Raw genomic sequence first — 21,059 nt, 5'->3', positions numbered from 1 at the left:
ACCCGGATGGAGTGGGTGCCTCCAAAGCGCGTTCGAGCGAACGTGTCCCGTATGTCCGCCTCTCCCCCCCGGGGTTCGGTGCTCGCGCGTTCGTACCTTTCGTGCGTTCGCACGTCCGCGAACCCGGTGGCGCCGACCGGGTGGCGTCCGCGGAGGTTCCTCGTGTCCACAAGCTCTCTGGTCAAGCGCTACTGGTGCACCGGCGAGACGCCGAACATGGTGCGCAGGCAACGCGGCGGCACCCACCCCGCTCCCTCCGACCCCGACCCCTCCGACCCCTCAAACCCGGATTCCCTCGTCCCCAGCGCCCGCCTGCCGGCCCAACGCAAGTTCGAGGCGTCACTCCTCGCCGCCGCCAACCGCGCCATGGCCGGCATGCGCCGCCGCGGCCACTCCCTGCGGCCGACGTCCCTGGTGAGCCGCGTGCGACCGGACGCGAAGGTGCTCGGCCTGCGGGTCCACGACGCCGGGCTGGACCAACTCCTGACCGAAGCGCTGCCGGTGGTCACCGGCGACCGGGTCAGGGGCGTGCCGGGCCTGCGCGTCCACCCGCGGCGCGACCACCTCGACCTGCGTTCACCGGACGGCGAGGTGCGCCTCCTCGGCGTGACGCGGGAACGCTGGCGACAAGCCGTCGCCACGGGCCTGCCGGTCGACCTGGCCATGACCGACGACCTCGACCCCCTCGAATCCGCACCCGAGTCCGCACCACCGCCGGACCTCCCCGCCGACCTGATGAGCGGCGTCCTCCGCCGGCTGCCGCTGTGGCGCGGCGCCGCGTGGCTGGACGGCATCGTCGTGGGCGACGCCTTGGAGCTGTACTGGCGAGGCGGTCCGCCAAGCGAATCCGTCGCCGCGATCCTGGCCGGTTCCACGTGCGGCATCCCCGCGTCGTCGGCCGTCCCGTACCGCTTCCGCAACGCCGTGCACGGCGTTGCCCTGTCCGCCGCCGACCCGCACGCCGTGACGAGGCCTGCCGAACCGGAGTGGGCGTGGGCCGAGTGGACCGCCACCACCGCGCCCGGTCCCGCCGTGGCCGAACGCGCGGTCCAACCCGTCCTCCGGGCCCGACCCGATCTGCCCGACGTGTGGGAGCAGCACGAGATGCGCGCCGCGCTGGCGTTGCGCGACATCACCACCGTCTACCGGATCTTGACGCACCACGGCGTGCCGCGAGGCCGGATCGCCGCGTTGACCGGCCAACCGGACCACGACGTCGACCGGATCCTCTCGGGTGCCGACGTCGAGTCCTACGACGTCCTGACCGACATCGCCAACGGCCTCGGCATCCCACCGGGCTACATGGGCCTGGCCCACGACGAACAACCGGCCCCGGACTCCCCGTGCGACTGCGCGACCCTGGACGAGCGCACCAAACGCGACCGCTTCCTCGCCCACGCCGCCCTCGTCACCGTGGGAACGACCACCACGTGGGGCTGCGAAGCCCCGAGCTGCCACTCCGCCCGCCCCGTCCGGTGATCCCCACCCGCGGACCACCGACCACGACCGACATGTCATGTGCGTCTGACGTGGGCCGATCTTGACCGGAGACCGGCCCCGACGTCATCACCTGCACTGCTGCGCCCCCGGCAGGATTCGAACCTGCGACCTCGGGATTAGAAGTCCCTCGCTCTCTCCACTGAGCTACGGAGGCTGGAGGGGCTGTTGACCACGCGCTGTAGCAGCGTAGCCGCCCCACCGGACACATCGTCCGGAAGACTCGTCGCGTTTCCGTCCAGGCACCGGAAGGGGGATCAAGATGGCCAAAAAGTGATGTGGATCACTTTGGAGGGGCCGTCGAGTCGCGCGTGACGAGGGAAACCGGCAGTCTTGTCGGCTCGCCTGGTCTGCCGCCGTCGAGCAGTCGCAGGGCCAGTTCGCCCGCGTGCCGCCCCTTCTCGGCCAGAGGTTGACGGACCGTAGTCAACGGTGGGTCTGAGTGTTCGGCGGCGGGCACGTCGTCGAAACCGACGACCGACACGTCGGCCGGCACGCGCAGGCCCAAGTCGCGTACGGCCTGGAGCGCGCCGAACGCCAGCTCGTCCGAAGCGCACAGCAACGCCGTCGGCCGCGGTGATGTGGAGAGCAGTGCTCGGGCGCCCGCACGGCCCAGTTCGCGGTTGCTCCGGGTGCACTCCCACACGGGGGTGTCCGCACCCGTCACGTCGAGGTACCCGTGCAGCCGGTCCCGGGTCACCCGGAACGACGTGGAAGCCAGCCGGGCGGGCGTCACGAGGCCGTCGTGCCCGTCCGGGTGCAACGCGAACGTCACGACACCGAACCGCCGGTGCCCCATTCCCCACAGCGACGACGCCGCGAGCCGCGCCCCGCCGAAGTCGTCCACCTCGACCCGCGCGGTGTCCGGCAGCACGGGCTGGTCGATCACGACCAGCGGCAGCCCGCGCGCCCGCACCGCCGCCAACGCCGGCGCGTCGTCCGGCAATGAGTACGCCACCACGACATCGGCCTGGGCCCGCGTCACGGTCTCCGGTCGCGGCCCGCCCTTGTCCCGCCCGGGCATCAACACCAGGCAGTGGTCGTGGCCGTCCACGGTCGACGCCAGGCCGTCCAGCACGATCGACAGCGCCGCGTCGGCGAACGACGCCGACAACCCCTGCCCGAGCATGAACCCGACGGCCGCGCTGTGCCGGGTCGCCAGGCTGCGTGCCACCGGGTCCGGCCCCGCGTACCCGATGGACGCCGCCGTCTCCAGGATCCGCTCGCGCAACGCGGCGGACAGCTGGTCCGGCCGGTTGTAGGCGTTGGACACCGTGGCGCGCGACACGCCGACCACGCCGGCCACCGTGTCGAGCGTCGGCTTCCGAGGGCGGTCCACGTGATGAGCGTAACCAGGTAATCGGTTGGACGTTCTGAAGCGCTCTAGTTCACACTCGAAAGCATGCCCACGCCACGCGTCGCCGTCTTCGCGGTGTTCCTGTTCAACGGCGCGCTGTTCCTGTCCTGGGCCGCGCGCATGCCCGTGGTGGCGGCCCAGGTCGGCGCGACCGAGGCCACGCTCGGCCTCGCCTTGTTCGGCGCGAGCGTCGGCCTGGCGTCGACGGCGCCGTTCGCGGCCAGGATCTGCGCGCGGGTGGGCGCCCGGAAGCTGATCCTCGGCGGCGCGGTGGTCACCGTGCTGGGCGTGCCCGCCCTCACGCTCGCCGAGACGCCCTTCCAGCTGGGCCTGATCCTCTTCGTGCTCGGCTCGTGCGGCGCGTCGCTGGACGTCGGCATGAACGTCGCCGCGGTGGCCGTCACGCGGAGCCTGAACCGGCCGCTGATGCCGCAGTTCCACGCGGGCTTCAGCGTCGGTGGCCTGGTGGGCTCGCTCGGCGCGGCCGCCGCGGCGGGCGTGGGCTGGAACCTGACCCGCCACCTGGTCTTCGTCGCGGTGATCGGCGCGGTCGTGATGGCGTGGGTGATCAGGTCCGTGCCGAACACCACAGCGGATTCGACCGGTGAGAACGCCGATCGGGCCAAGGACGACCGCCCGGTCCTCAAGCGACCGCTGCTGTGGCTGCTCGCGATGATCACGCTGTTCTCCGCGATCGCCGAGGGCGCGGCGGCCGACTGGTCGGCGCTGTTCTTCGTCAACGAACGGGGTGTGAGCGAGGCAGGCGCCGCGGCCGCGTACGCGGGGTTCTCCATCGCGATGGCCGCCGCCCGCCTGGTCGGCGAGCCCGCGCAACGCCGGGTCGGCCCGTACCGGCTGCTCGCGGCGGGCGCCGTGGTCGCCGCGGCGGGGTTGGCGCTGGCCGTGCTGGTGGTGTCGCCCGCGGCCGGTTACGTCGGGTTCGCCCTCGTGGGCCTCGGCCTGGCGTTCGCGTTCCCGGTGATCATGGATCTGGCCGGTGACGCAGGCAGGCGCGCCGACGGCACGGGTGGCGAACGCGAGATCGGCCTGGTCACGACGGTCGCCTACACCGGCTTCCTGCTCGGACCGCCCCTCGTCGGCGGTATCGCGCACGCCGCCAACCTGTCGATCTCGCTGGGCTTCGTGGCGGTCGTGATCGCGCTGATGGTGCCCGCCGTGCTGCTGGCGCGCCGGTCACGCGCCCGTGAGCTCAGGCGACCGGAAGCCGGTTCAACGCGGCCTTGAGCAGCGGCTGCATCTCGGCCAGCATCTGCTCGGGCACGCCACCCGCCTGCGCCATCGCCACCAGGACGCTGCGGTTGGCGTTCACCGCCAGGGTCGCGGTGCACGCCATCTCGCCGCCGCTCAGCTCGCACAGCGTCCACGTCGAGTGCCCCTCCACGACCACCTCACGGCCCTTGGACTGCCGCGTCCGCACCTGCTCGTACTTCTGGTAGAGCGCGACGACCACGGTCCGCCCGGGCTGCGAGCCGTCGTCCAGCACGTACTGGCACGACTCCTGGATCACGTCGTCCTTGCGCGCGGGGTCTTTCTTGTACGGCCCGATGGGCTTCAGGTCGGCCGCGGTGAGCAGGGAGCACGGTTCGACGCCGACGACCGTGCGCGCCTTGGCGATCTTCGGCGCGCCGGTGGGCTCGGCGGGAGCCGTCGTCTCGGGTGTGACCCCGGCCTGGGGCAACGCGTCCCCGTTGATGGAGTAGCTGCACCCCGCCGAGAAGAGCAGGGCGAGGGCCATCAGGAGCGCCGTGCGAGAACTGGTCACGTCCGGCAACGGTAGTGGGTGTGATCTGCGCACGTCCGGCGGTTGGTGGCGGTGTGGTCAGGCCGCCTACGCTCGTCATGTGCCCACTGACGCGCCTTCTCGCACCCGGCGGACCGGTCTCATCCCCTTGTTGATCGTCGGCACGACGATAGCCGCCGTGGTCGCGGCGGCACTGCTCGTCGTCACCGGTGGCGATGCGTCCGGGCTGATCGTCGTGCGCGTGCTGACCGAGGCGGCGGCGGTGGTGACGGTCGGGTCGCTGCTGCTGGCGGCATTCCTGGTGCCGCCGCAGGGGAGCGGCACGCTGGCCGCGGACGGTTACGCGGCCGTGCGCACGGCGGGCTGGGCGGCGTTGGTGTGGACGTTGGGCGCGGTGCTGTCGGTGCCGTTCACGGTGGCCGACGCGCTGGGGCAGCCGGTGACGGCGCTGCTGGAGCCGTCCGTGCTGTTCCAGGTGGCCGGGCTGGTGGAGCAGTCGAAGGCGTGGATGTTCACGGCGGTGATCGTGGCGCTGCTGGCGCTGGGCTGCCGGTTGGTGCTGTCGTGGGGCTGGACCGTGCCGCTGTTCTTCCTGTCGGTGTTCGCGCTGATGCCGGTGGCGGTGACGGGGCACTCGTCCGGCGGCGGTTCGCACGACGTGGCCACGAACAGCCTGCTGTACCACCTGATCGGCGCGGCGTTGTGGGTCGGCGGCCTGATCGCGCTGCTGGCCCACGGTCGACGGGGTGGCGACCACCTGGGGCTGGCGACGTCGCGGTTCTCCAGGCTGGCGCTGGTCTGCTGGCTCGTGATGGCGGTGTCCGGCGTGATCAACGCGTGGGTGCGGTTGCCGTTGAGCCAGCTGTTCGGCAGCGAGTACGGCCTGCTGGTGCTCGGCAAGACGCTCGCGCTGGTCGTCCTGGGTGTCGTGGGGTACTTCCAGCGCGAGAAGAGCGTGAAGGAAGTCGTGGCCACCGGCTCCGGGCGTGCGCTGGTGAGGCTCGCGGGCGTCGAAGTGCTGTTGATGTTCCTCACGCTCGGCCTGGCCGCCGCGTTGAGCCGAACGCCCCCGCCGATGGAGGGCCGCGTGCTGCCCAGCACGGTGGAGCTGCGCATCGGCTACGACCTGGCCGGCGCGCCGACGTTGTCGCGGCTGCTGTTCGACTGGCGGTTCGACCTGATCTTCGGCGCGATCTTCATCGCCCTCGGCGTGCTGTACCTGCTCGGGGTACGGCGGCTGCGCAAGCGCGGTGACGCGTGGCCGGTCGGCCGCACGGTCGCGTGGGTCGCGGGCTGCCTGACCGTGGTGTTCGCCACGTCGTCCGGCGTGGGTCGGTACGCGCCCGCGATGTTCAGCATCCACATGGAAGCGCACATGCTGCTGTCCATGCTGGCGCCGATCCTGCTGGTGCTCGGCGGTCCGGTGACGTTGGCGATGCGGGCGCTGCCGACGGCGGGCAGGGGCAACCCGCCGGGGCCGCGGGAGTGGCTGCTGGCGTTCGTGCACTCGCCGGTGGCGAAGGTGCTGACCAACCCGTTCGTGGCGTTGGCGCTGTTCGTCGGCTCGTTCTACGGCCTGTACTTCTCCGGCTTGTTCGACGGCGCGCTGGACTACCACTGGGCGCACCTGGCGATGAACGCGCACTTCATCCTGGTCGGCTACGTCTTCTACTGGCCGGTGATCGGCATCGACCCGGCGCCGAACCGGCTGCCGCCGCTGGGCCGGCTGGGCCTGCTGTTCGCCTCGATCCCGTTCCACGCGTTCTTCGGCATCGTGCTGATGAGCTCGCAGACCGTGATCGGCGACAACTTCTACCGCTCGCTCGGCCTGCCGTGGGTGACGTCGCAGCTGGAGGACCAGCGGCTCGGCGGCGGTATCGCGTGGGCGGCGGGCGAGCTGCCGCTGATCGTGGTGATGGTGGCGTTGCTGGTGCAGTGGGCCAGGTCGGACAGCCGTGACGCCCGCCGGGCGGACCGGCGGGCGGACGCGGACGGTGACGCGGACCTGGCCGCGTACAACGCGATGCTGCGCAAGATGTCGGGCAAGGACTCTTAGAGCGGCCTGCGGAAGCCCTTCACGGCGACGATCCAGCCCGCGGCGGCCAGGACGGCACTGGTCACCAGCGCCCCGACCACCCCCGTCACGGGCTGGGCCAGCGCCAACGACCGCGCCGCGTCCACCGCGAAGGTCAACGGGTTGACGTTCGCGACCGCCTGGAGCCAGCTCGGCAGGCCGCTGATCGGCACGTACGCGCTCGACGCGAACATCAGCGGGAACATGGCCAGGAAGCCCACGGTCTGCATCAGCTCGGCGTTGCGCAGCCACGCCGCGATCGCCAGGAAGATCCAGCCCAACCCCCAGCCGACCGCCAGTGCCAGCGCGAGCGCCGCGACGGTGCCCGTCACGCCGCCGGCTGGGGAGTAGCCGAAGACCACGACCGCGAACACCAGCATCAGCAGCAGCTGCGCGGCCGTGCGGACGAGGTCGGACAGGCTGCGTGCGACGAGCACCGAGCCCGACCGGATGGGCAGCGAGCGGAACCGGGCCAGCACGCCGTTCTTCATGTCCGTGACCAGGCCGACGCCCGCCTGCAACGCGGACTGCATGGCGGTGTTGACCAGGATCGCGGGCATCAGGAAGTCGATGTAGGCCACGCCCTGCGGAAAGCCGGGGGTGTTGGCGATGCTGGCGAAGATCTGGCTGAACAGCGTGAGCATGATCAGCGGTTGGAGGATGCTGAACACGATCATGCGCGGGTCGCTGACCAGCGTGCGCAGGGACCGCTGGGTCAGCACGAGCACCTGGGTGCCGAAGTCCGTGCCACGCCAGCGCGGCGCGGCGGTGAGGGTGGTCATCCGATGGCTCCTGTTCAGGCCGCGTGCTGCGCGAGGGTGAGGTAGACGTCGTCCAGGGTCGGCTCGCCGAGGGCCAGCTCGGTGGCCTCCAGGCCGACCTCGTCCAGCGCGCGGACCACCGTGGCGATCTCGCGGGACGACGTGACGGGCGCGGTCAGCGTGTTCTCCGCCGCCACGGGCTGCATGCCCGCCCGTTCCAGGGCTCCGGTGGCCTTGGGGACGTCCGAGGCGTCCGCCAGGGTCACGGTGACCGTGCGTTGGCCGACTTGGGCCTTCAGCTCGGCGCTGGTGCCCGCGGCGACGACCTTGCCCTTCGAGAGGACCGTGATCGAGTCGGCCAGGCGGTCGGCCTCGTCGAGGTACTGGGTGGTGAGCAGGACCGTGGTGCCGTCGGTGACCAGGCCTTCCACGATCTCCCACAGGCCGAGCCTGCTGGCCGGGTCCAGGCCCGTGGTCGGCTCGTCGAGGAAGATCACTTCCGGGTGGCCGACGAGGCTCGCGGCCAGGTCGAGGCGTCGCCGCATGCCTCCGGAGTAGGTACGAGACGGCCGTTTCGCCGCGTCCGCCAGCCCGAACAGCTCCAGCAGTTCGTTGCCCCTGGCCCTCGCCTCACGCGGGGTCGCGCCGAGCAGGCGGGCGATCAGGATCAGGTTGTCCAGGCCGGACAGCTGCTCGTCCACGGCGGCGAACTGGCCGGTCAGCCCGATCCGGCTGCGCACCTGGTGCGCCTGCGCGACCACGTCGAACCCGGCCACCTTCGCGTGGCCGGAGTCCGGCGGGAGCATCGTGGTGAGCACGTTGACCAGCGTCGTCTTGCCCGCGCCGTTGTGGCCGAGGAGTCCGAGCACGGTGCCCTTGGGCACGGCGACGCTCACCCCGTCCAGGGCTTTCTGCGCGCCGAACGCCTTGCCGACGTCGACTGCTTCGATCATCAGGTCCTTCACTGCTTCCCCCTCAGTACGCCGTGCAGGAACAGTTCGACGAGCTGGTCGGCGTCGGCGGTGGAGTCGCCGAAGCCCTCGCCCTGCATGCGGTTGGTGAACACGAGCCCGAGCAGCAGCCGTGCGGCGAGGGACGGGTCGACGCGCAGGTCGTCGTCCGGGCCGAACAGCGAGGCGACGTGCTCGGTGATGCGCTGCATCTCGACCGGCGGTCCCTTGTGCTCGCGCTGCTTGTCGTGCCCGTCGTGCCCGTCGTGCGGGTCGTAGCCGGAGTCGCGGAGCACGCTGATCAGCTTCCACATCCGGTCCAGGTAGCCGGAGACGGCGCTGATGGCCCAGGAGAGGCGTTCGGCGAGGGTGTTCGCCTGCCTCGCCTGCTCGATCAGCTCCAGCTCGGAGTTGACCGCCAGGACGCTCTGCACGCACGTGCGGATGAGCTCCGGCTTGTCCTTGAACGCCCGGAAGACGGTGCCCTCGGCGATGCCGGCCGCCTTGGCGATCTGGCTGGTCGTCACGTTGGCGCCGTGCGTGAAGAGCAGCGGGACGGTGGCGGCGACGATCGCCTCGCGGCGGTCCTCGGGGCTCATCGCGGGCGCGCGCCGACGGCGTTGGGTGGTCTCCTCGGGCATGGGACCAGCGTATGAGTGAGTCCTCACTCATGTCAACGAGTGAGCGCTCACTCATTGCAGTTATGCATGCTCCAGCCAGTTGTCCACAGATCCGAAACCGCCCCTCGCCACCCACCGCGCACCCCGGCAACCTGGTCCCAAGCACTCATCCCGAGGGGGCGGACATGGCGTACAACGAGACCAAGGTCACCATCTGCGGCAACGTCGCGAGCCCGGTCACCCACACCAAGGTCGGCACCGGCTTCAGCCGGGCGAAGTTCCGGCTGTTCACCGCGGAACGGGTCTGGGACCAGGAGCAGCGCACCTGGGAGGACGGCGCGCGGATGTTCCTGTCGGTGTCGTGCTGGCGGATGCTCGCGGACAACGCGCAGGCGTCGCTGAACAAGGGCGACCCGGTGGTGGTCACCGGCCGGTTGACGATCAGGGAGGTGGAGTACGAGGGCAAGACCCGGCCGGTCGTGGAGATCGAGGCCACCGCGATCGGCCCCAACCTGGCCCTGTGCACGGCCACGCCGACGCGCACCAGGGTCGCGGCGGACGCCGTCGAGGCGCGGGCAGCGCCCGAGATCGCCGCGCCCCGCAAACCGGAGGACTCGGCCCACAAACGGGAGGACTCGGCCCTCAAACCGGAGGATTCGGCCCGCAAAGATGACAGCGGGGCCCGCAAACCGGACAGCGCGCACCGCAAACCGGACGGCGGGGCTCGCAAACCGGACGAGTTGCCGCTGGTCCTCACGGGCGAGGCGGAGCGTCCGAAGGAGGTGGCCGAAGTGCCGTTCTGAGCCAAACGAGCTACAAGGGCTTCCGCAGGGCGTCGTGGGGCGGAGAATGCGCGGGCAGTCGTCGCCGTTGCGAGCGTGGAGGAGGGAGGTCGTCGGGCCGGCGCCAGGGCCGGATCCGCACGCAGGCACCGGGGGTTGACAGCGCACCGAGTTCGCGCATCGGGTCGGAGTCGCTGGTCGCAGGGTCGCGCCAGGCAGGCCCGGCGGTCGTGTTACGACTGTGGGTGACCCACGTTCGCGTTAACTCTGCGTTGTGCCCACGTCCGTTGCCGGCGTCCGAGGTTCGGGCCCGATCGGCACCGCTCTACGATCGCGGGCATGGCCGAGTACGTCTACACCATGAAGAAGGTGCGCAAGGCGCACGGGGACAAAGTCATCCTGGATGACGTCACCATCATGTTCCTCCCCGGTGCGAAGATCGGCGTCGTCGGTCCGAACGGGGCCGGCAAGTCGAGCGTGCTGAAGATCATGGCCGGCCTGGACACACCGGGCAACGGCGAGGCCTTCCTCGCGCCGGGCTACACGGTCGGCATCCTCCAGCAGGAGCCGCCTCTCAACGAGGAGAAGACCGTCCTGGGCAACGTCCAGGAGGGTCTCGGCGAGATCAAGGTGAAGCTCGACCGCTTCAACGAGATCGCCGAGAAGATGGCCGTCGACTACTCCGACGAGCTGATGGAGGAGATGGGTCAACTCCAGGAAGACCTGGACCACGCGAACGCGTGGGACCTCGACTCCCAGCTGGAGCAGGCGATGGACGCCCTCCGCTGCCCGCCGCCCGACGCCGACGTCAAGACCCTCTCCGGTGGCGAGCGCCGCCGGGTCGCCCTGTGCAAGCTGCTGCTGAGCAAGCCGGACCTGCTGCTGCTCGACGAGCCCACCAACCACCTGGACGCGGAGAGCGTGCTGTGGCTGGAGCAGCACCTGGCGCAGTACGCGGGTGCCGTCCTGGCGGTCACCCACGACCGGTACTTCCTGGACAACCTCGCCGAGTGGATCCTGGAGCTCGACCGCGGTCGGGCCCACCCGTACGAGGGCAACTACTCCACATACCTGGAGAAGAAGGCCGAGCGGTTGGCGGTCACGGGCAAGAAGGACCAGAAGCTGCAGAAGCGGCTGAAGGACGAGCTGGAGTGGGTCCGGTCGGGCGCCAAGGCCCGGCAGGCCAAGTCCAAGGCCCGCCTCGGCCGCTACGAGGAGATGGCCGCGGAGGCGGAGAAGACCCGCAAGCTCGACTTCGAGGAGATCCAGATCCCGCCGGGCCCGCGTCTGGGCAGCGTCGTGGTCGAGGTCGACAAGCTGAAGAAGGGCTTCGGCGACCGGGTGCTGATCGACGGCCTGTCGTTCAGCCTGCCGCGCAACGGCATCGTCGGCGTCATCGGTCCGAACGGCGTCGGCAAGACGACGCTGTTCAAGACCATCGTGGGGCTGGAGGAGCCCGACTCGGGCACCGTCCGGATCGGCGAGACTGTCAAGCTGTCCTACGTCGACCAGAACCGCGGCGGCATCGACCCGAAGAAGAACGTGTGGGAGGTCGTCTCCGACGGCCTGGACTACATCCACGTCGGCAACGTCGAGATGCCGTCGCGGGCGTACGTCAGCGCGTTCGGCTTCAAGGGCCCGGACCAGCAGAAGCCGGCGGGCGTGCTCTCCGGTGGTGAGCGCAACCGGCTCAACCTGGCGCTGACCCTCAAGGAGGGCGGCAACCTGATCCTGCTGGACGAGCCGACGAACGACCTGGACGTCGAGACACTGGGCTCGCTGGAGAACGCTCTGGAGCAGTTCCCCGGCTGCGCCGTGGTCATCTCGCACGACCGGTGGTTCCTCGACCGCGTCGCCACGCACATCCTGGCGTGGGAGGGCACGGACGAGAACCCGTCGCAGTGGTACTGGTTCGAGGGCAACTTCGAGGGCTACGAGAAGAACAAGATCGAGCGTCTCGGTGCGGAGGCGGCGAGGCCGCACCGCGTCACCTACCGCAAGCTCACACGGGACTGAGAGCCGGGTACCTACATCGTGGCGGCGAGGGGCGAGGCGCAGCAGGCGGACGTCGAGGTGAGCACGCTGGTCGTGCCCGCCTGGCGGCTGCGTTGGCGGGCACCGGAGCTTGCTCTGGTGCTGGGCGAACGCGCCGTCGCGCTCGCCTCCACCCGCCGTGACGAGGTCGACCGGTTGCGCGCGGAGGCCCTGGTGGTCTTCGCGAGCAACCGGATGGGCCGGGGCGTCCGCATCGCGGACCGGGCGTTGGACGCCCTCAAGGCGGCCGAGGCCGCGTCCGAGCGGGAAACGGCCTGGCGGCTGCGGGTCGAGTTGGCCGACAGCGCCAGGTCGGTCGGCGCGCCCCTCACGGGGTTCGCCGCCGTCCGCCCGGTCCTGGAAGCCGACGACGTTCCGCCGGGTCTGCGGGCCACGGCCCTCGTCCAGGCCAGCGAGTGCCTGGTCTCGGTGGGCCGCGGCGCGGCACTGGCCCAGGCGTTGGACGAAGCGGACCGCCTCTACCAGGCGGATCCGCTGCTGGACCACGACACGACGCTGCTGCACCGCGGTCTGCTCCGCGCGTCCGCCGCGGGCCAGCACCGCCGGTGGGGCGACCTGCCTGCGGCGGTCGCGGCGGCACGCGACGGCCTGGCCGTGCTGGACCGGCTCAAGGAGGCCGAGTCCGACAACGGCCAGGTCCGGGGCCGGCTCACGGTCGAGCTGGTGTGCGCCCTGATGGACCTGAACAAGCCGGGCGAGGCCTCCGAGATCGGCACCCCGCTCCTGGAACGCCCGGTGCGCGCGCCGTCCGCTTCCACCACCGGCTGGCTCCGGCTGGCGCTGGCCACCAGGGTCCACCTGCCCGCCGGCCGCGTGGACCAGGCCCGCGACCTGCTCCGCGACGCCGCCGACAGCGCCGAGCGACACCAGTTGGACACCCTGCTGGCGGAAAGCCTCCTGGCGCTGGCACACGTCCACGAGGTCGCCGGCGACCTGGCCGAGGCACTGGCCAACCTCCGCTCCGCGCACGCCGCCGAACGCCGGCGTGCCAGAGCGGTCTACGCCGTGCGCGCCAGACTCGCCGCCGAGTTCTCCGGCGTCCACCGCAAGCCGGCAGGCGGCCTGCACGACGAACTGGCCGCCCTGCTCCGCACCGGAACGCCGGCCGCGATGCCACCCACCGACCCCGACCTCGCCACCGAGGCCAAGCAACAACTGCGCCAGTGGCGTCCGGTCCAGATGCACCGCAACGAGGGCGTCCGGGTCAAGCGCTCCCGCCGTGCTGCCGAAGACATGACGGTGGAAGGCATCTCAGCCGCAAGGGCCCACGCCGCCGACCGCTGGCGCCTGGTCCAACCGTTCGGTGAGGCGGAAGGCGACGACCCCCAACCGGGAGGCCGCCGCCGTGCGCCGGAACCGGAAACCCAACCACCTCCCACCCAGGGCCGCCCGGAACACGCGAGAAGCGGCCAAGCCAAGCCGACCCACACCCCTCCCACGGGCATCCCGACCCCGACCCTCCCCCCAAGCCATCCGGCCGGCGCACCCCTCTCACCCACCGCACCGCCCGGTGCCTCCGCAGGCAACGCAGGTGGGACGGGTCGTGCGGGCCTCGGCGACGCCTCGGTCAGCACACCGACCAGCACCGGCACGGCGGGAACCGGCTGGCCTGTGTCCAGCGGTGCCGGACAGGGCAGCACCTCGGGCAGTGCACCGGCGGGAACTCATGCGGGCGGTGCACGCGCGAGTGACGCCGTGCGCACCGGCGGGAGTGGCGACGCACCGGCGGGCAGCCATGCGTACGGCACGGGGACCGGTGAACCGAGGGGCGCCAGCGCCGCGCACGGCACCACGCCCGCTGCCGCGTCGGCCGCAAGCCACGCGGGCGGCATGGGGACTGGCCAGGCGATGTCCGGTGGTGCCGGGTTTGGTGGCGCCTCGGCCGCGAGCCGTGTGGGTGGCATGGGGTCTGGGCAGGCGATGTCCGGCGGCGTCGGAGTTGGCGGCGCGTCGGCGGGAAGTCACGCAAGTGGTGTTGGCGCGGGTGCGGCCGCGGCTGCGGGTGCTGAGGCGGCGGGCATTCATGCGCGCGGTGCAGGGGTCGGCGAGGCGAGGACAGGCGATGCCGCGGCTTCGGCCGGTAGCGGGGTTGGTGGTGCTGGGGTTGCTGGTGCTGGGGTTGGTGGCGCGTCGGATGGTTCTGGCGAAGGCCGTGTTGGCGGTGCGGGTGTCGCAGGGCTCCCCGGTCGGTCGGGTGGGGTTGGGGCATCGGCGGGAAGTGGTGTGGCCGGGGCGCGGCAGGGTGTTGGTGAGACCGGTGTTCGGCGGCCGGTCGGTGGTGCTGGGCTCGGTGGGGGTGGGTTCGGCATCGTGCAGCCCGAAGTTGGTGACGGCGGTAGTGCCGCGGCTGCGGTCGGCGATAGCAGTGGTGCTGGGGCTGCGGTTGGTGAGAGCGGTAGCGCCGGGGCTGTAGTCGGTGAGAGCAGTGGTGCCAGGGCGGTGGTTGGTGAGGGCGGTAGTGCCGAGGCTTCCTCTGGCGCTGGGCACGAGGGTGGCGAGCGGAGTGTGTCGGCGGCTGGGTTGATCGCCGCCGCGGGCGCGGTGCGCAGTGGTCGGCGGCGGGCTGCTCGTGAGGCCGCTGAGGAAGAGGGGGAGCGGGCTTCTGGTGACGCCGACCCGAGTGTGTTGGACACGCTGAAGGCCGCCGGGTTGCTCGACCCGCAGCGTGCCGGTGGTCGGCGGCGTGCTCCCGACGCTGACGAGGAGGCCACCGTGTCCGAGCCCGAGCCCACGCGACAGGCCGAACCCGAGCAGGTGCAGTGGCGGGTCGAACCGCCGCCGCGGCTGCGTGGTGAAGCACCGCCGCCGCCCGTGGACATGTTCGACTCACCGACGATGGTGCAGCCGGCCGTGCGCGACGACGTGCCGCCGGTCGGGCTCGGCGCGGCCTTCGTGAAGGGGCCGCTCATCCCCACCGCCCGGGTGCCCGACCCGCCCGACTACCCGCTGCCGCCCGTGCCCGACTTCGCGATGTCGGCGTCGCCCTCGGTGCCGGAGCAGGTCGTGAAGGCGGAGGAGCCGACGGTCGACGAGCTGAAGGCGGAGGAGTCGAAGGCGGACAAGTCGGAGGCGGAGGGGGCGAAGGTCGAGGTGCGGCCGGTCTTTCCGCCGATGGACGTGGTTTCGGTCGCGGAGGACTTGGCGACGCCGGTGTCGCGGCCCGAGCCGTGGCCCGTGTCGCAGCCTGGGGCGACGCCTGTGCGTCAGCAGCCTGAGTCGTTGCGCGCGCCCCAGCCCGAACCGACGCAACCGCCCGCCCAACCGCCCGCCCAACCGCCCGCGGCGCAGCCCGAGGCGACCCGACTGCCCGCGCCGCAGCCTGAGGTGACCCGGCTGCCCGTGCGAGAGCCCGAGCCGACGCCGGTGCCGCAGGTCGCGCCGCAACCTGCGCCGCGACCCGAACCGACGCCTGCACAGCAGCACGCGCCGCAGCCCGAGCCGGACCAGGTGCCCGGTGTGCCCGAACCAGACCAGGTGCCGCCGGCCCCGGTTCCCGAGCCGGTGCCGTCCGACCCGTTCCCCGACACGACGCCGCCGCCGGCGCAGTTCAGCCCGAGCGGGTTCCTCGGCGCGGCCGACGTCGAGCACGACGACACGCCCGCGACCAGCGAGAACCACGAGACAGTCGGCAAGACAGGCGACGCAACCGGCGTCGGAACAGGCGGGGAAGAGACCAAGGAGCCCTTCGTCACGGCCGTCGTGGTCGGCGGCAGGACGATCGACCTCCCGGCGATCGTCGTCGAACCGACGCCGCCCGCCCCCGACTCGCCCAGCGCCACCCGCGCCTCACGCCGCCACAAGAGCGACCTGAGCCTGGCCGAACTCCTCGCCGAGGCCCTCGTCGCGTACGAGGACGCCCGGCGCGAGGACGAAGCCGCCGGTCGCGTCGAGGTCGACGAGGACACCGTGCCGATCTCACCTGTCGGGACGCCGCCGCCCGAATCCGAGAACGAGACCACCGCTCCGATCCAGCGCGTCGACCCGCCGCGCCGCTTCGACACGTGGACGCTTCCCGAATCGTGAAATGATTTGAGCTTCTAATAAGGTTTCCCGCCGGTAACAAAGCGGGAAATAGGCCACGTCACAAGTGAATTCCCGGCTTTCCGGCAAGTTGTTCGATTCAGTGCGAGGGTTGCGGCGAACGGGTTCGCGCTCGTCTGGTTAAGTGGTGCGCACACCCGGTACACAGAGGTACCGGATACCTGGAGCCGCCTGAACATGACCTCGACTGGAGCCCCGTCCCGATCCGAGCACACCGCGCGCGACGTCGGCGCGGCTCGCCCGGCCAGTCCCGAACAGGCCCGTGACGAAGTGATCGAACGTGCCGCGGCCAACGCCCCCGAGCTGGCCGACCTGATCCGCCTCTACTACCGCCACGTCCCGGCCGAGGAAGTCAACGACGACGACCCGGTCGACCTGGTCGGCGCGGTGCGCTCGAACTACCAGCTCGCCGAGACCCGCGTGCCCGGCCGCCCGGTGGTGCGGATCCTCAACCCGACCCGCGCGCACGACGGCTGGACGTGTCCGGCCACGGTGGTGCAGGTGGTCACCGACGACATGCCGTACCTGGTCGACTCGGTGGCCTCCGAGCTGACCCGCGGCGGCGTGCAGGTGCAACGGGTGGTGCACCCGATCGTCGTGGTGCGCCGGGACCTGGTGACGGGCGCGCTCCAGGAGGTCCTGCCGACCGCGGACCCGGCCAACCCGCCGGGTGACGCGCTGGCCGAGTCGTGGATGTACGTCGAGGTGGACCTGCTCACCGACCCGGACCGGGCGCGTGAGCTGGAGACCAAGCTGCACACCGTGCTCAACGACGTCCGCGAGGTCGTCGAGGACACCGACAAGATGGCCGGCATGGCGGGGCACCTGGCCGAGCTGCTGGAGTCCGAACCGCCGCCGCTGCCCAGCCACGAGGTGCAGGACGGCGCGAACCTGCTGCGCTGGCTGGCCGACGACCACTTCACGTTCCTCGGCTACCGCCAGTACGAGCTGGTCCACGACGACCCGGCCACGGACGGCGAACCCGCGCTCAGGGCCGTGCTGGCGAGTGGTCTGGGTGTGCTCAGACAGGACAGCCTCGCGGCGCGCAGCCTGACCGCGGGCCCGGACGCGGGCGCCCAGGCACTGTCACCCGAACTGCTGGTCCTGACGCAGGCCAGCGCGCAGTCGAGCGTGCACCGGTCGGTGTACCCCTATTACGTCGGCGTGAAGACCTTCGACGCCGAGGGGAACGTGTCCGGCGAGCACCGGTTCCTGGGTGTCTTCTCGACCACGGCGCTGCACGAGGACGTGCTGGACATCCCGGCCATCGAGCGCCGGGTCCGCGACGTCATCCACCGCGCCGGTTTCCCGCTGCACTCGTACTCGGGCCAGCGGATGCTCGAAGTGATCCAGAACTACCCGCGCACCGAGCTGTTCTCGGTCGACACGGACACGCTCTACCAGACCGTGACGGGCGTGATCGCGCTCGCCGAACGCCGCCGGCTGCGCCTGTTCCTGCGCCGCGACCCGTACGGCCGCTTCTACTCCTGCCTGGTCTACCTGCCGCGCGACCGCTACACGACGACGTCGCGGCTGGCCATGCAGGAGGTGCTGATCGACCAGCTCGGCGGCGTGAACCTGGAGTACAGCGCCCGCGTCGGCGAGTCGGCGCTGGCCCGCGTGCACTTCACCGTGCACACCGACCCGAGCCGCCACGTCGAGCCGGACACGGGCTACATCCAGCAGTTGCTGGCCGAGGCCGTGCGCTCCTGGGACGACCGGATGGTCGAGGCGGTCCTGGAGGACCGCGGCACGACCCTGGGCACGGAGTCGTCGTCCGAGCAGGGCCAGCGGTTCGCGGCGGCGTTCCCCGAGGCCTACAAGGAGGACTTCACCGCGGCCGAGGGCCTCGCGGACTTCCGGCGCATCGAGGCGCTCCGACGCGGCGACCTGGACCTGGTGTTCTACACGCCGCGTGACGCGGAGCCGGGTGAACGGCGGTTCAAGCTGTTCCTGGTCGGCGCCCGGCTGACGCTGTCCGACGTGCTGCCGATGTTGCAGCGCATGGGCGTGGTCGTGGTGGACGAGCGGCCGTACGAGCTGTCCCGCGACGACGGCGTGGAGTGCTGGATCTACGACTTCGGCCTGCGCATCGACCAGGTCACGCTGGACAAGCTGTCCGGCGAGGACATCGAGTCGGTCCGCACCCGCTTCCAGGACGCGTTCGCCGCCGCCTGGCGCGGTGAGGCCGAGGTGGACGGCTTCAACACGCTCGTGCTCAAGGCGGGCGTCACGTGGCAGCAGGCCGCGATGCTGCGCGCCTACGCCAAGTACCTGCGCCAGGCGGGCACGCCGTACAGCCAGGACTACATCGAGGACGCCGTCCTGGCGCACACCGAGGTCGCCACGGCCCTGGTGGGGCTGTTCGAGGCGCGGTTCGACCCGGCCCTGTCCGACGAGCAGCGCGCCGGCCGCACCGAGCACCTGGTCGACGAGATCACCGCGATGATCGACGACGTGACCAGCCTGGACGCGGACCGCATCCTGCGCAGCCTGCTCACGCTGGTGCAGGCGACGCTGCGCACGAACTACTTCGTCCGCGACGTCGACGGCAACCCGCGCCCGTACCTGGCGGTCAAGCTGAACCCGCGCGCGATCCCGGACCTGCCGCAGCCGCGGCCGCGGTTCGAGATCTTCGTGTACTCGCCGCGGCTGGAGGGCGTGCACCTGCGGTTCGGCCCGGTGGCCCGCGGCGGGTTGCGCTGGTCCGACCGGCGTGAGGACTTCCGCACCGAGATCCTGGGCCTGGTGAAGGCGCAGGCGGTGAAGAACGCGGTGATCGTGCCGGTCGGCGCGAAGGGCGGCTTCGTGCTGAAGCGCCCGCCCGCGCCGACGGGCGACCCCGGTCACGACCGCGAGTCGCTGCTGGCCGAGGGCATCGCCTGCTACCGGCAGTTCATCTCCGGCCTGCTCGACCTGACCGACAACCTCAACTCCGGCACGGTGCTGCCCGCGCCGCAGGTCGTCCGGCACGACGGCGACGACTCGTACCTGGTGGTCGCGGCAGACAAGGGCACGGCGTCGTTCTCCGACATCGCCAACGAGGTGTCGAAGTCCTACGGCTTCTGGCTGGGTGACGCGTTCGCGTCCGGCGGTTCCGTCGGCTACGACCACAAGGCCATGGGCATCACGGCCAAGGGCGCGTGGGAGAGCGTGAAGCGGCACTTCCGCGAGCTGGGCACGGACACGCAGTCCGAGGAGTTCTCGGTCGTCGGCGTCGGCGACATGTCCGGTGACGTGTTCGGCAACGGCATGCTGCTGTCGGAGCACATCCGGCTGGTGGCCGCGTTCGACCACCGGCACATCTTCATCGACCCGGACCCGACCGCCGCGGCGAGCTTCGCCGAGCGCAAGCGGCTGTTCGAGCTGCCCCGCTCGTCGTGGGACGACTACGACCGCTCGCTGATCAGCGAGGGCGGCGGCGTGTGGCCGCGCACGGCCAAGTCGATCCCGGTCAGCGCGCAGGCACGGGAAGCCCTGGGGCTGCCCGAAGGCGTGGTGAAGCTGTCGCCGCAGGAGCTGATGAAGGCGATCCTGCTGGCGCCGGTCGACCTGCTGTGGAACGGCGGCATCGGCACGTACGTCAAGGCGGGCGCCGAGTCGCACGCCGAGGTCGGCGACAAGGCCAACGACGCGATCCGGGTCAACGGCGCGGACCTGCGGGTGAAGGTCGTCGGCGAGGGCGGCAACCTGGGCCTGACCCAGCGCGGCCGGATCGAGTTCGCCCGCAACGGCGGCAAGGTCAACACCGACGCGCTGGACAACTCGGCCGGTGTGGACTGCTCCGACCACGAGGTCAACATCAAGATCCTGCTGGACGAGCTGGTCCGCGACGGCAAGCTCGACCAGGGGCAGCGCAACGAGCTGCTGGGCCAGATGACCGACGAGGTCGGCGAGCTGGTGCTGGCCGACAACTACTCGCAGAACGCCGTCCTCGGCGTCTCCCGCGCCCACGCCGCGCCGATGCTGTCGGTGCACGCGCGCCTGGTCGCCGACCTCGAACAGCGCGGCGTGCTCGACCGCTCGCTCGAGGCACTGCCGAGCACGGCGGAGTTCAAGGCGCTGGAGAAGGCGGGCGACGGCCTCACCTCGCCGGAGCTGGCCACGCTGCTCGCGCACGTGAAGCTGGCGCTGAAGGAGGAGGTGCTGGCCAGCGACCTGCCGACGATCGACGTGCTGGCCCGCCGGCTGCCCGACTACTTCCCGAGCGAGCTGCGGGAACGGTTCGCCGACGCCATCGGCAGCCACCCGCTGTCCCGCGAGATCATCACGACCGTGCTGGTCAACGAGGTCGTGGACGGCGGCGGCGTGTCGTACGCGTTCCGGCTGGCCGAGGAGATCAGCGCGTCGGCGACGGACGCGGTGCGCGCGTACACCGTGGTGACCGCGATCTACGACCTGCCGTCGGTGTGGCGGGAGATCCGGGCGCTGGACAACGTCGTGCCGACCGACGTGCAGGACGACATGGTGCTGGAGACGCGCCGCCTGCTGGACCGCGCGTCGCGCTGGCTGCTCACCAACCGGCCGCAGCCGTTGGCGGTCGGGTCCACGATCAGCCGGTTCGCCCCCGTGGTCGCCGCGCTGGCGCCGCGCGCGCTCGACCTGCTCCAGGGCCACGAGAAGGAGTCCGTGATCGAGCACGTCGAGCGGCTGGTCGGCCACGGCGTGCCGGTCGGGTTGGCGCGGCGGATCGCCGGGCTGCTGTTCACCTACGGGCTGCTGGACGTCACCGAGGTCGCCGAACTCGCCGAGCGCGAGGAGGGCGAGGGCGCGACCGGCCAGGAGCGCACGCACGAGGAGACGGCGGAGGTGTACTTCGCGCTGTCGGAGCACTTGGACGTCGACCGGATGCTCAGCTCGGTGTCGAGCCTGGAACGCCTGAACCGCTGGCACTCGCTGGCGCGCCTGGCGTTGCGCGACGACTTCTACTCGTCGTTGCGGTCGATCACGATCGACGTGCTGCGGTCGGCGGACCCGGGCGACACCCCGGAGGAGAAGATCGAGAAGTGGGAGCAGGCCAACTCCTCGCGCCTGGGCAGGGCGCGGGCCGCGTTGGCGGAGATCAACCGGGTCAGCAAGCTGGATCTGGCCACGCTGTCCGTGGCCGCCCGCCAGGTGCGCAGCATGATCCGCTGACGTTCCGCCGCACAGGGCGCCGCA

Annotated in this window: 11 protein-coding genes, 1 tRNA gene and 1 pseudogene; 7 read left to right on the top strand and 6 right to left on the bottom strand. The window is 71.3% G+C overall.

Translation table 11 applies throughout. The annotated features are described in order from the left end of the window. The first annotated feature begins 162 nt into the window (after positions 1-162). Positions 163-1,479: a hypothetical protein gene (locus ADK67_RS45970; protein ID WP_157621615.1), complete on the top strand. Its 1,317-nt coding sequence runs from the start codon at positions 163-165 to the stop codon at positions 1,477-1,479. A gap of 102 nt (positions 1,480-1,581) precedes the next feature. On the opposite strand, the gene ADK67_RS45965 is transcribed toward ADK67_RS45970, so the two are convergent. Both ADK67_RS45965 and ADK67_RS45960 read right to left on the bottom strand, forming a co-directional pair. Next, positions 1,582-1,654, bottom strand: a tRNA-Arg gene (locus tag ADK67_RS45965). A 126-nt stretch (positions 1,655-1,780) separates the two neighbouring features. Beyond that, entirely contained in the window at positions 1,781-2,836 is a 1,056-nt protein-coding gene (locus tag ADK67_RS45960) for a LacI family DNA-binding transcriptional regulator (RefSeq protein WP_053722917.1), read from the bottom strand. A 63-nt stretch (positions 2,837-2,899) separates the two neighbouring features. On the opposite strand from ADK67_RS45960, the pseudogene ADK67_RS45955 reads away from it, so the two are divergent. Continuing rightward, a pseudogene (locus ADK67_RS45955) lies at positions 2,900-3,802 on the top strand (MFS transporter); the annotation flags it as partial. Between the two features lie 262 nt (positions 3,803-4,064). Here the strand turns inward: ADK67_RS45955 and ADK67_RS45950 are convergent. Further along, complete coding sequence (locus ADK67_RS45950) at positions 4,065-4,637, bottom strand: DUF3558 family protein (RefSeq protein ID WP_157621614.1); 573 nt, start codon at positions 4,635-4,637, stop codon at positions 4,065-4,067. A 79-nt stretch (positions 4,638-4,716) separates the two neighbouring features. Between ADK67_RS45950 and ADK67_RS45945 the strand changes: the two genes are divergently transcribed. Next, positions 4,717-6,672: a cytochrome c oxidase assembly protein gene (locus ADK67_RS45945; RefSeq protein ID WP_053722914.1), complete on the top strand. Its 1,956-nt coding sequence runs from the start codon at positions 4,717-4,719 to the stop codon at positions 6,670-6,672. Here the strand turns inward: ADK67_RS45945 and ADK67_RS45940 are convergent. From ADK67_RS45940 to ADK67_RS45930, 3 genes are read right to left on the bottom strand one after another with little or no spacing between them, the layout of a single operon-like run. Further along, positions 6,669-7,472 carry an ABC transporter permease gene (locus ADK67_RS45940; protein WP_053722913.1) on the bottom strand — a complete coding sequence of 268 codons (804 nt, stop codon included), beginning with the start codon at positions 7,470-7,472 and terminating at the stop codon, positions 6,669-6,671. The genes ADK67_RS45945 and ADK67_RS45940 overlap by 4 nt on opposite strands. A gap of 14 nt (positions 7,473-7,486) precedes the next feature. After that, positions 7,487-8,416 (bottom strand): ATP-binding cassette domain-containing protein, encoded by a 930-nt coding sequence (locus tag ADK67_RS45935; RefSeq protein ID WP_082404841.1) that lies wholly within the window; start codon positions 8,414-8,416, stop codon positions 7,487-7,489. Continuing rightward, positions 8,413-9,042: a TetR/AcrR family transcriptional regulator gene (locus ADK67_RS45930; protein ID WP_053722912.1), complete on the bottom strand. Its 630-nt coding sequence runs from the start codon at positions 9,040-9,042 to the stop codon at positions 8,413-8,415. The genes ADK67_RS45935 and ADK67_RS45930 overlap by 4 nt, the downstream gene beginning before the upstream one ends. A gap of 164 nt (positions 9,043-9,206) precedes the next feature. Here ADK67_RS45930 and ADK67_RS45925 point away from each other — a divergent pair, with 164 nt between their 5' ends. The 4 genes from ADK67_RS45925 to ADK67_RS45895 all read left to right on the top strand — a co-directional run bounded on the left by ADK67_RS45925 (position 9,207) and on the right by ADK67_RS45895 (position 21,035). Beyond that, positions 9,207-9,824 carry a single-stranded DNA-binding protein gene (locus ADK67_RS45925; protein ID WP_053722911.1) on the top strand — a complete coding sequence of 206 codons (618 nt, stop codon included), beginning with the start codon at positions 9,207-9,209 and terminating at the stop codon, positions 9,822-9,824. A gap of 318 nt (positions 9,825-10,142) precedes the next feature. Then, on the top strand, positions 10,143-11,819 hold the full coding sequence (gene ettA / locus ADK67_RS45920; RefSeq protein WP_053722910.1) for an energy-dependent translational throttle protein EttA: 1,677 nt from the start codon (positions 10,143-10,145) through the stop codon (positions 11,817-11,819). Positions 11,820-11,837: 18 nt separating this feature from the next. Then, complete coding sequence (locus ADK67_RS50205) at positions 11,838-15,881, top strand: hypothetical protein (protein ID WP_082404837.1); 4,044 nt, start codon at positions 11,838-11,840, stop codon at positions 15,879-15,881. Positions 15,882-16,076: 195 nt separating this feature from the next. Next, on the top strand, positions 16,077-21,035 hold the full coding sequence (locus ADK67_RS45895; RefSeq protein WP_053722905.1) for an NAD-glutamate dehydrogenase: 4,959 nt from the start codon (positions 16,077-16,079) through the stop codon (positions 21,033-21,035). The last annotated feature ends 24 nt before the right edge of the window (positions 21,036-21,059 follow it).

Source organism: Saccharothrix sp. NRRL B-16348 (assembly GCF_001280085.1).
Lineage (GTDB): Bacteria > Actinomycetota > Actinomycetes > Mycobacteriales > Pseudonocardiaceae > Actinosynnema.
Note: the sequence above shows the minus strand (reverse complement) of the source record. Positions and strands in the feature narration are given on the sequence as shown.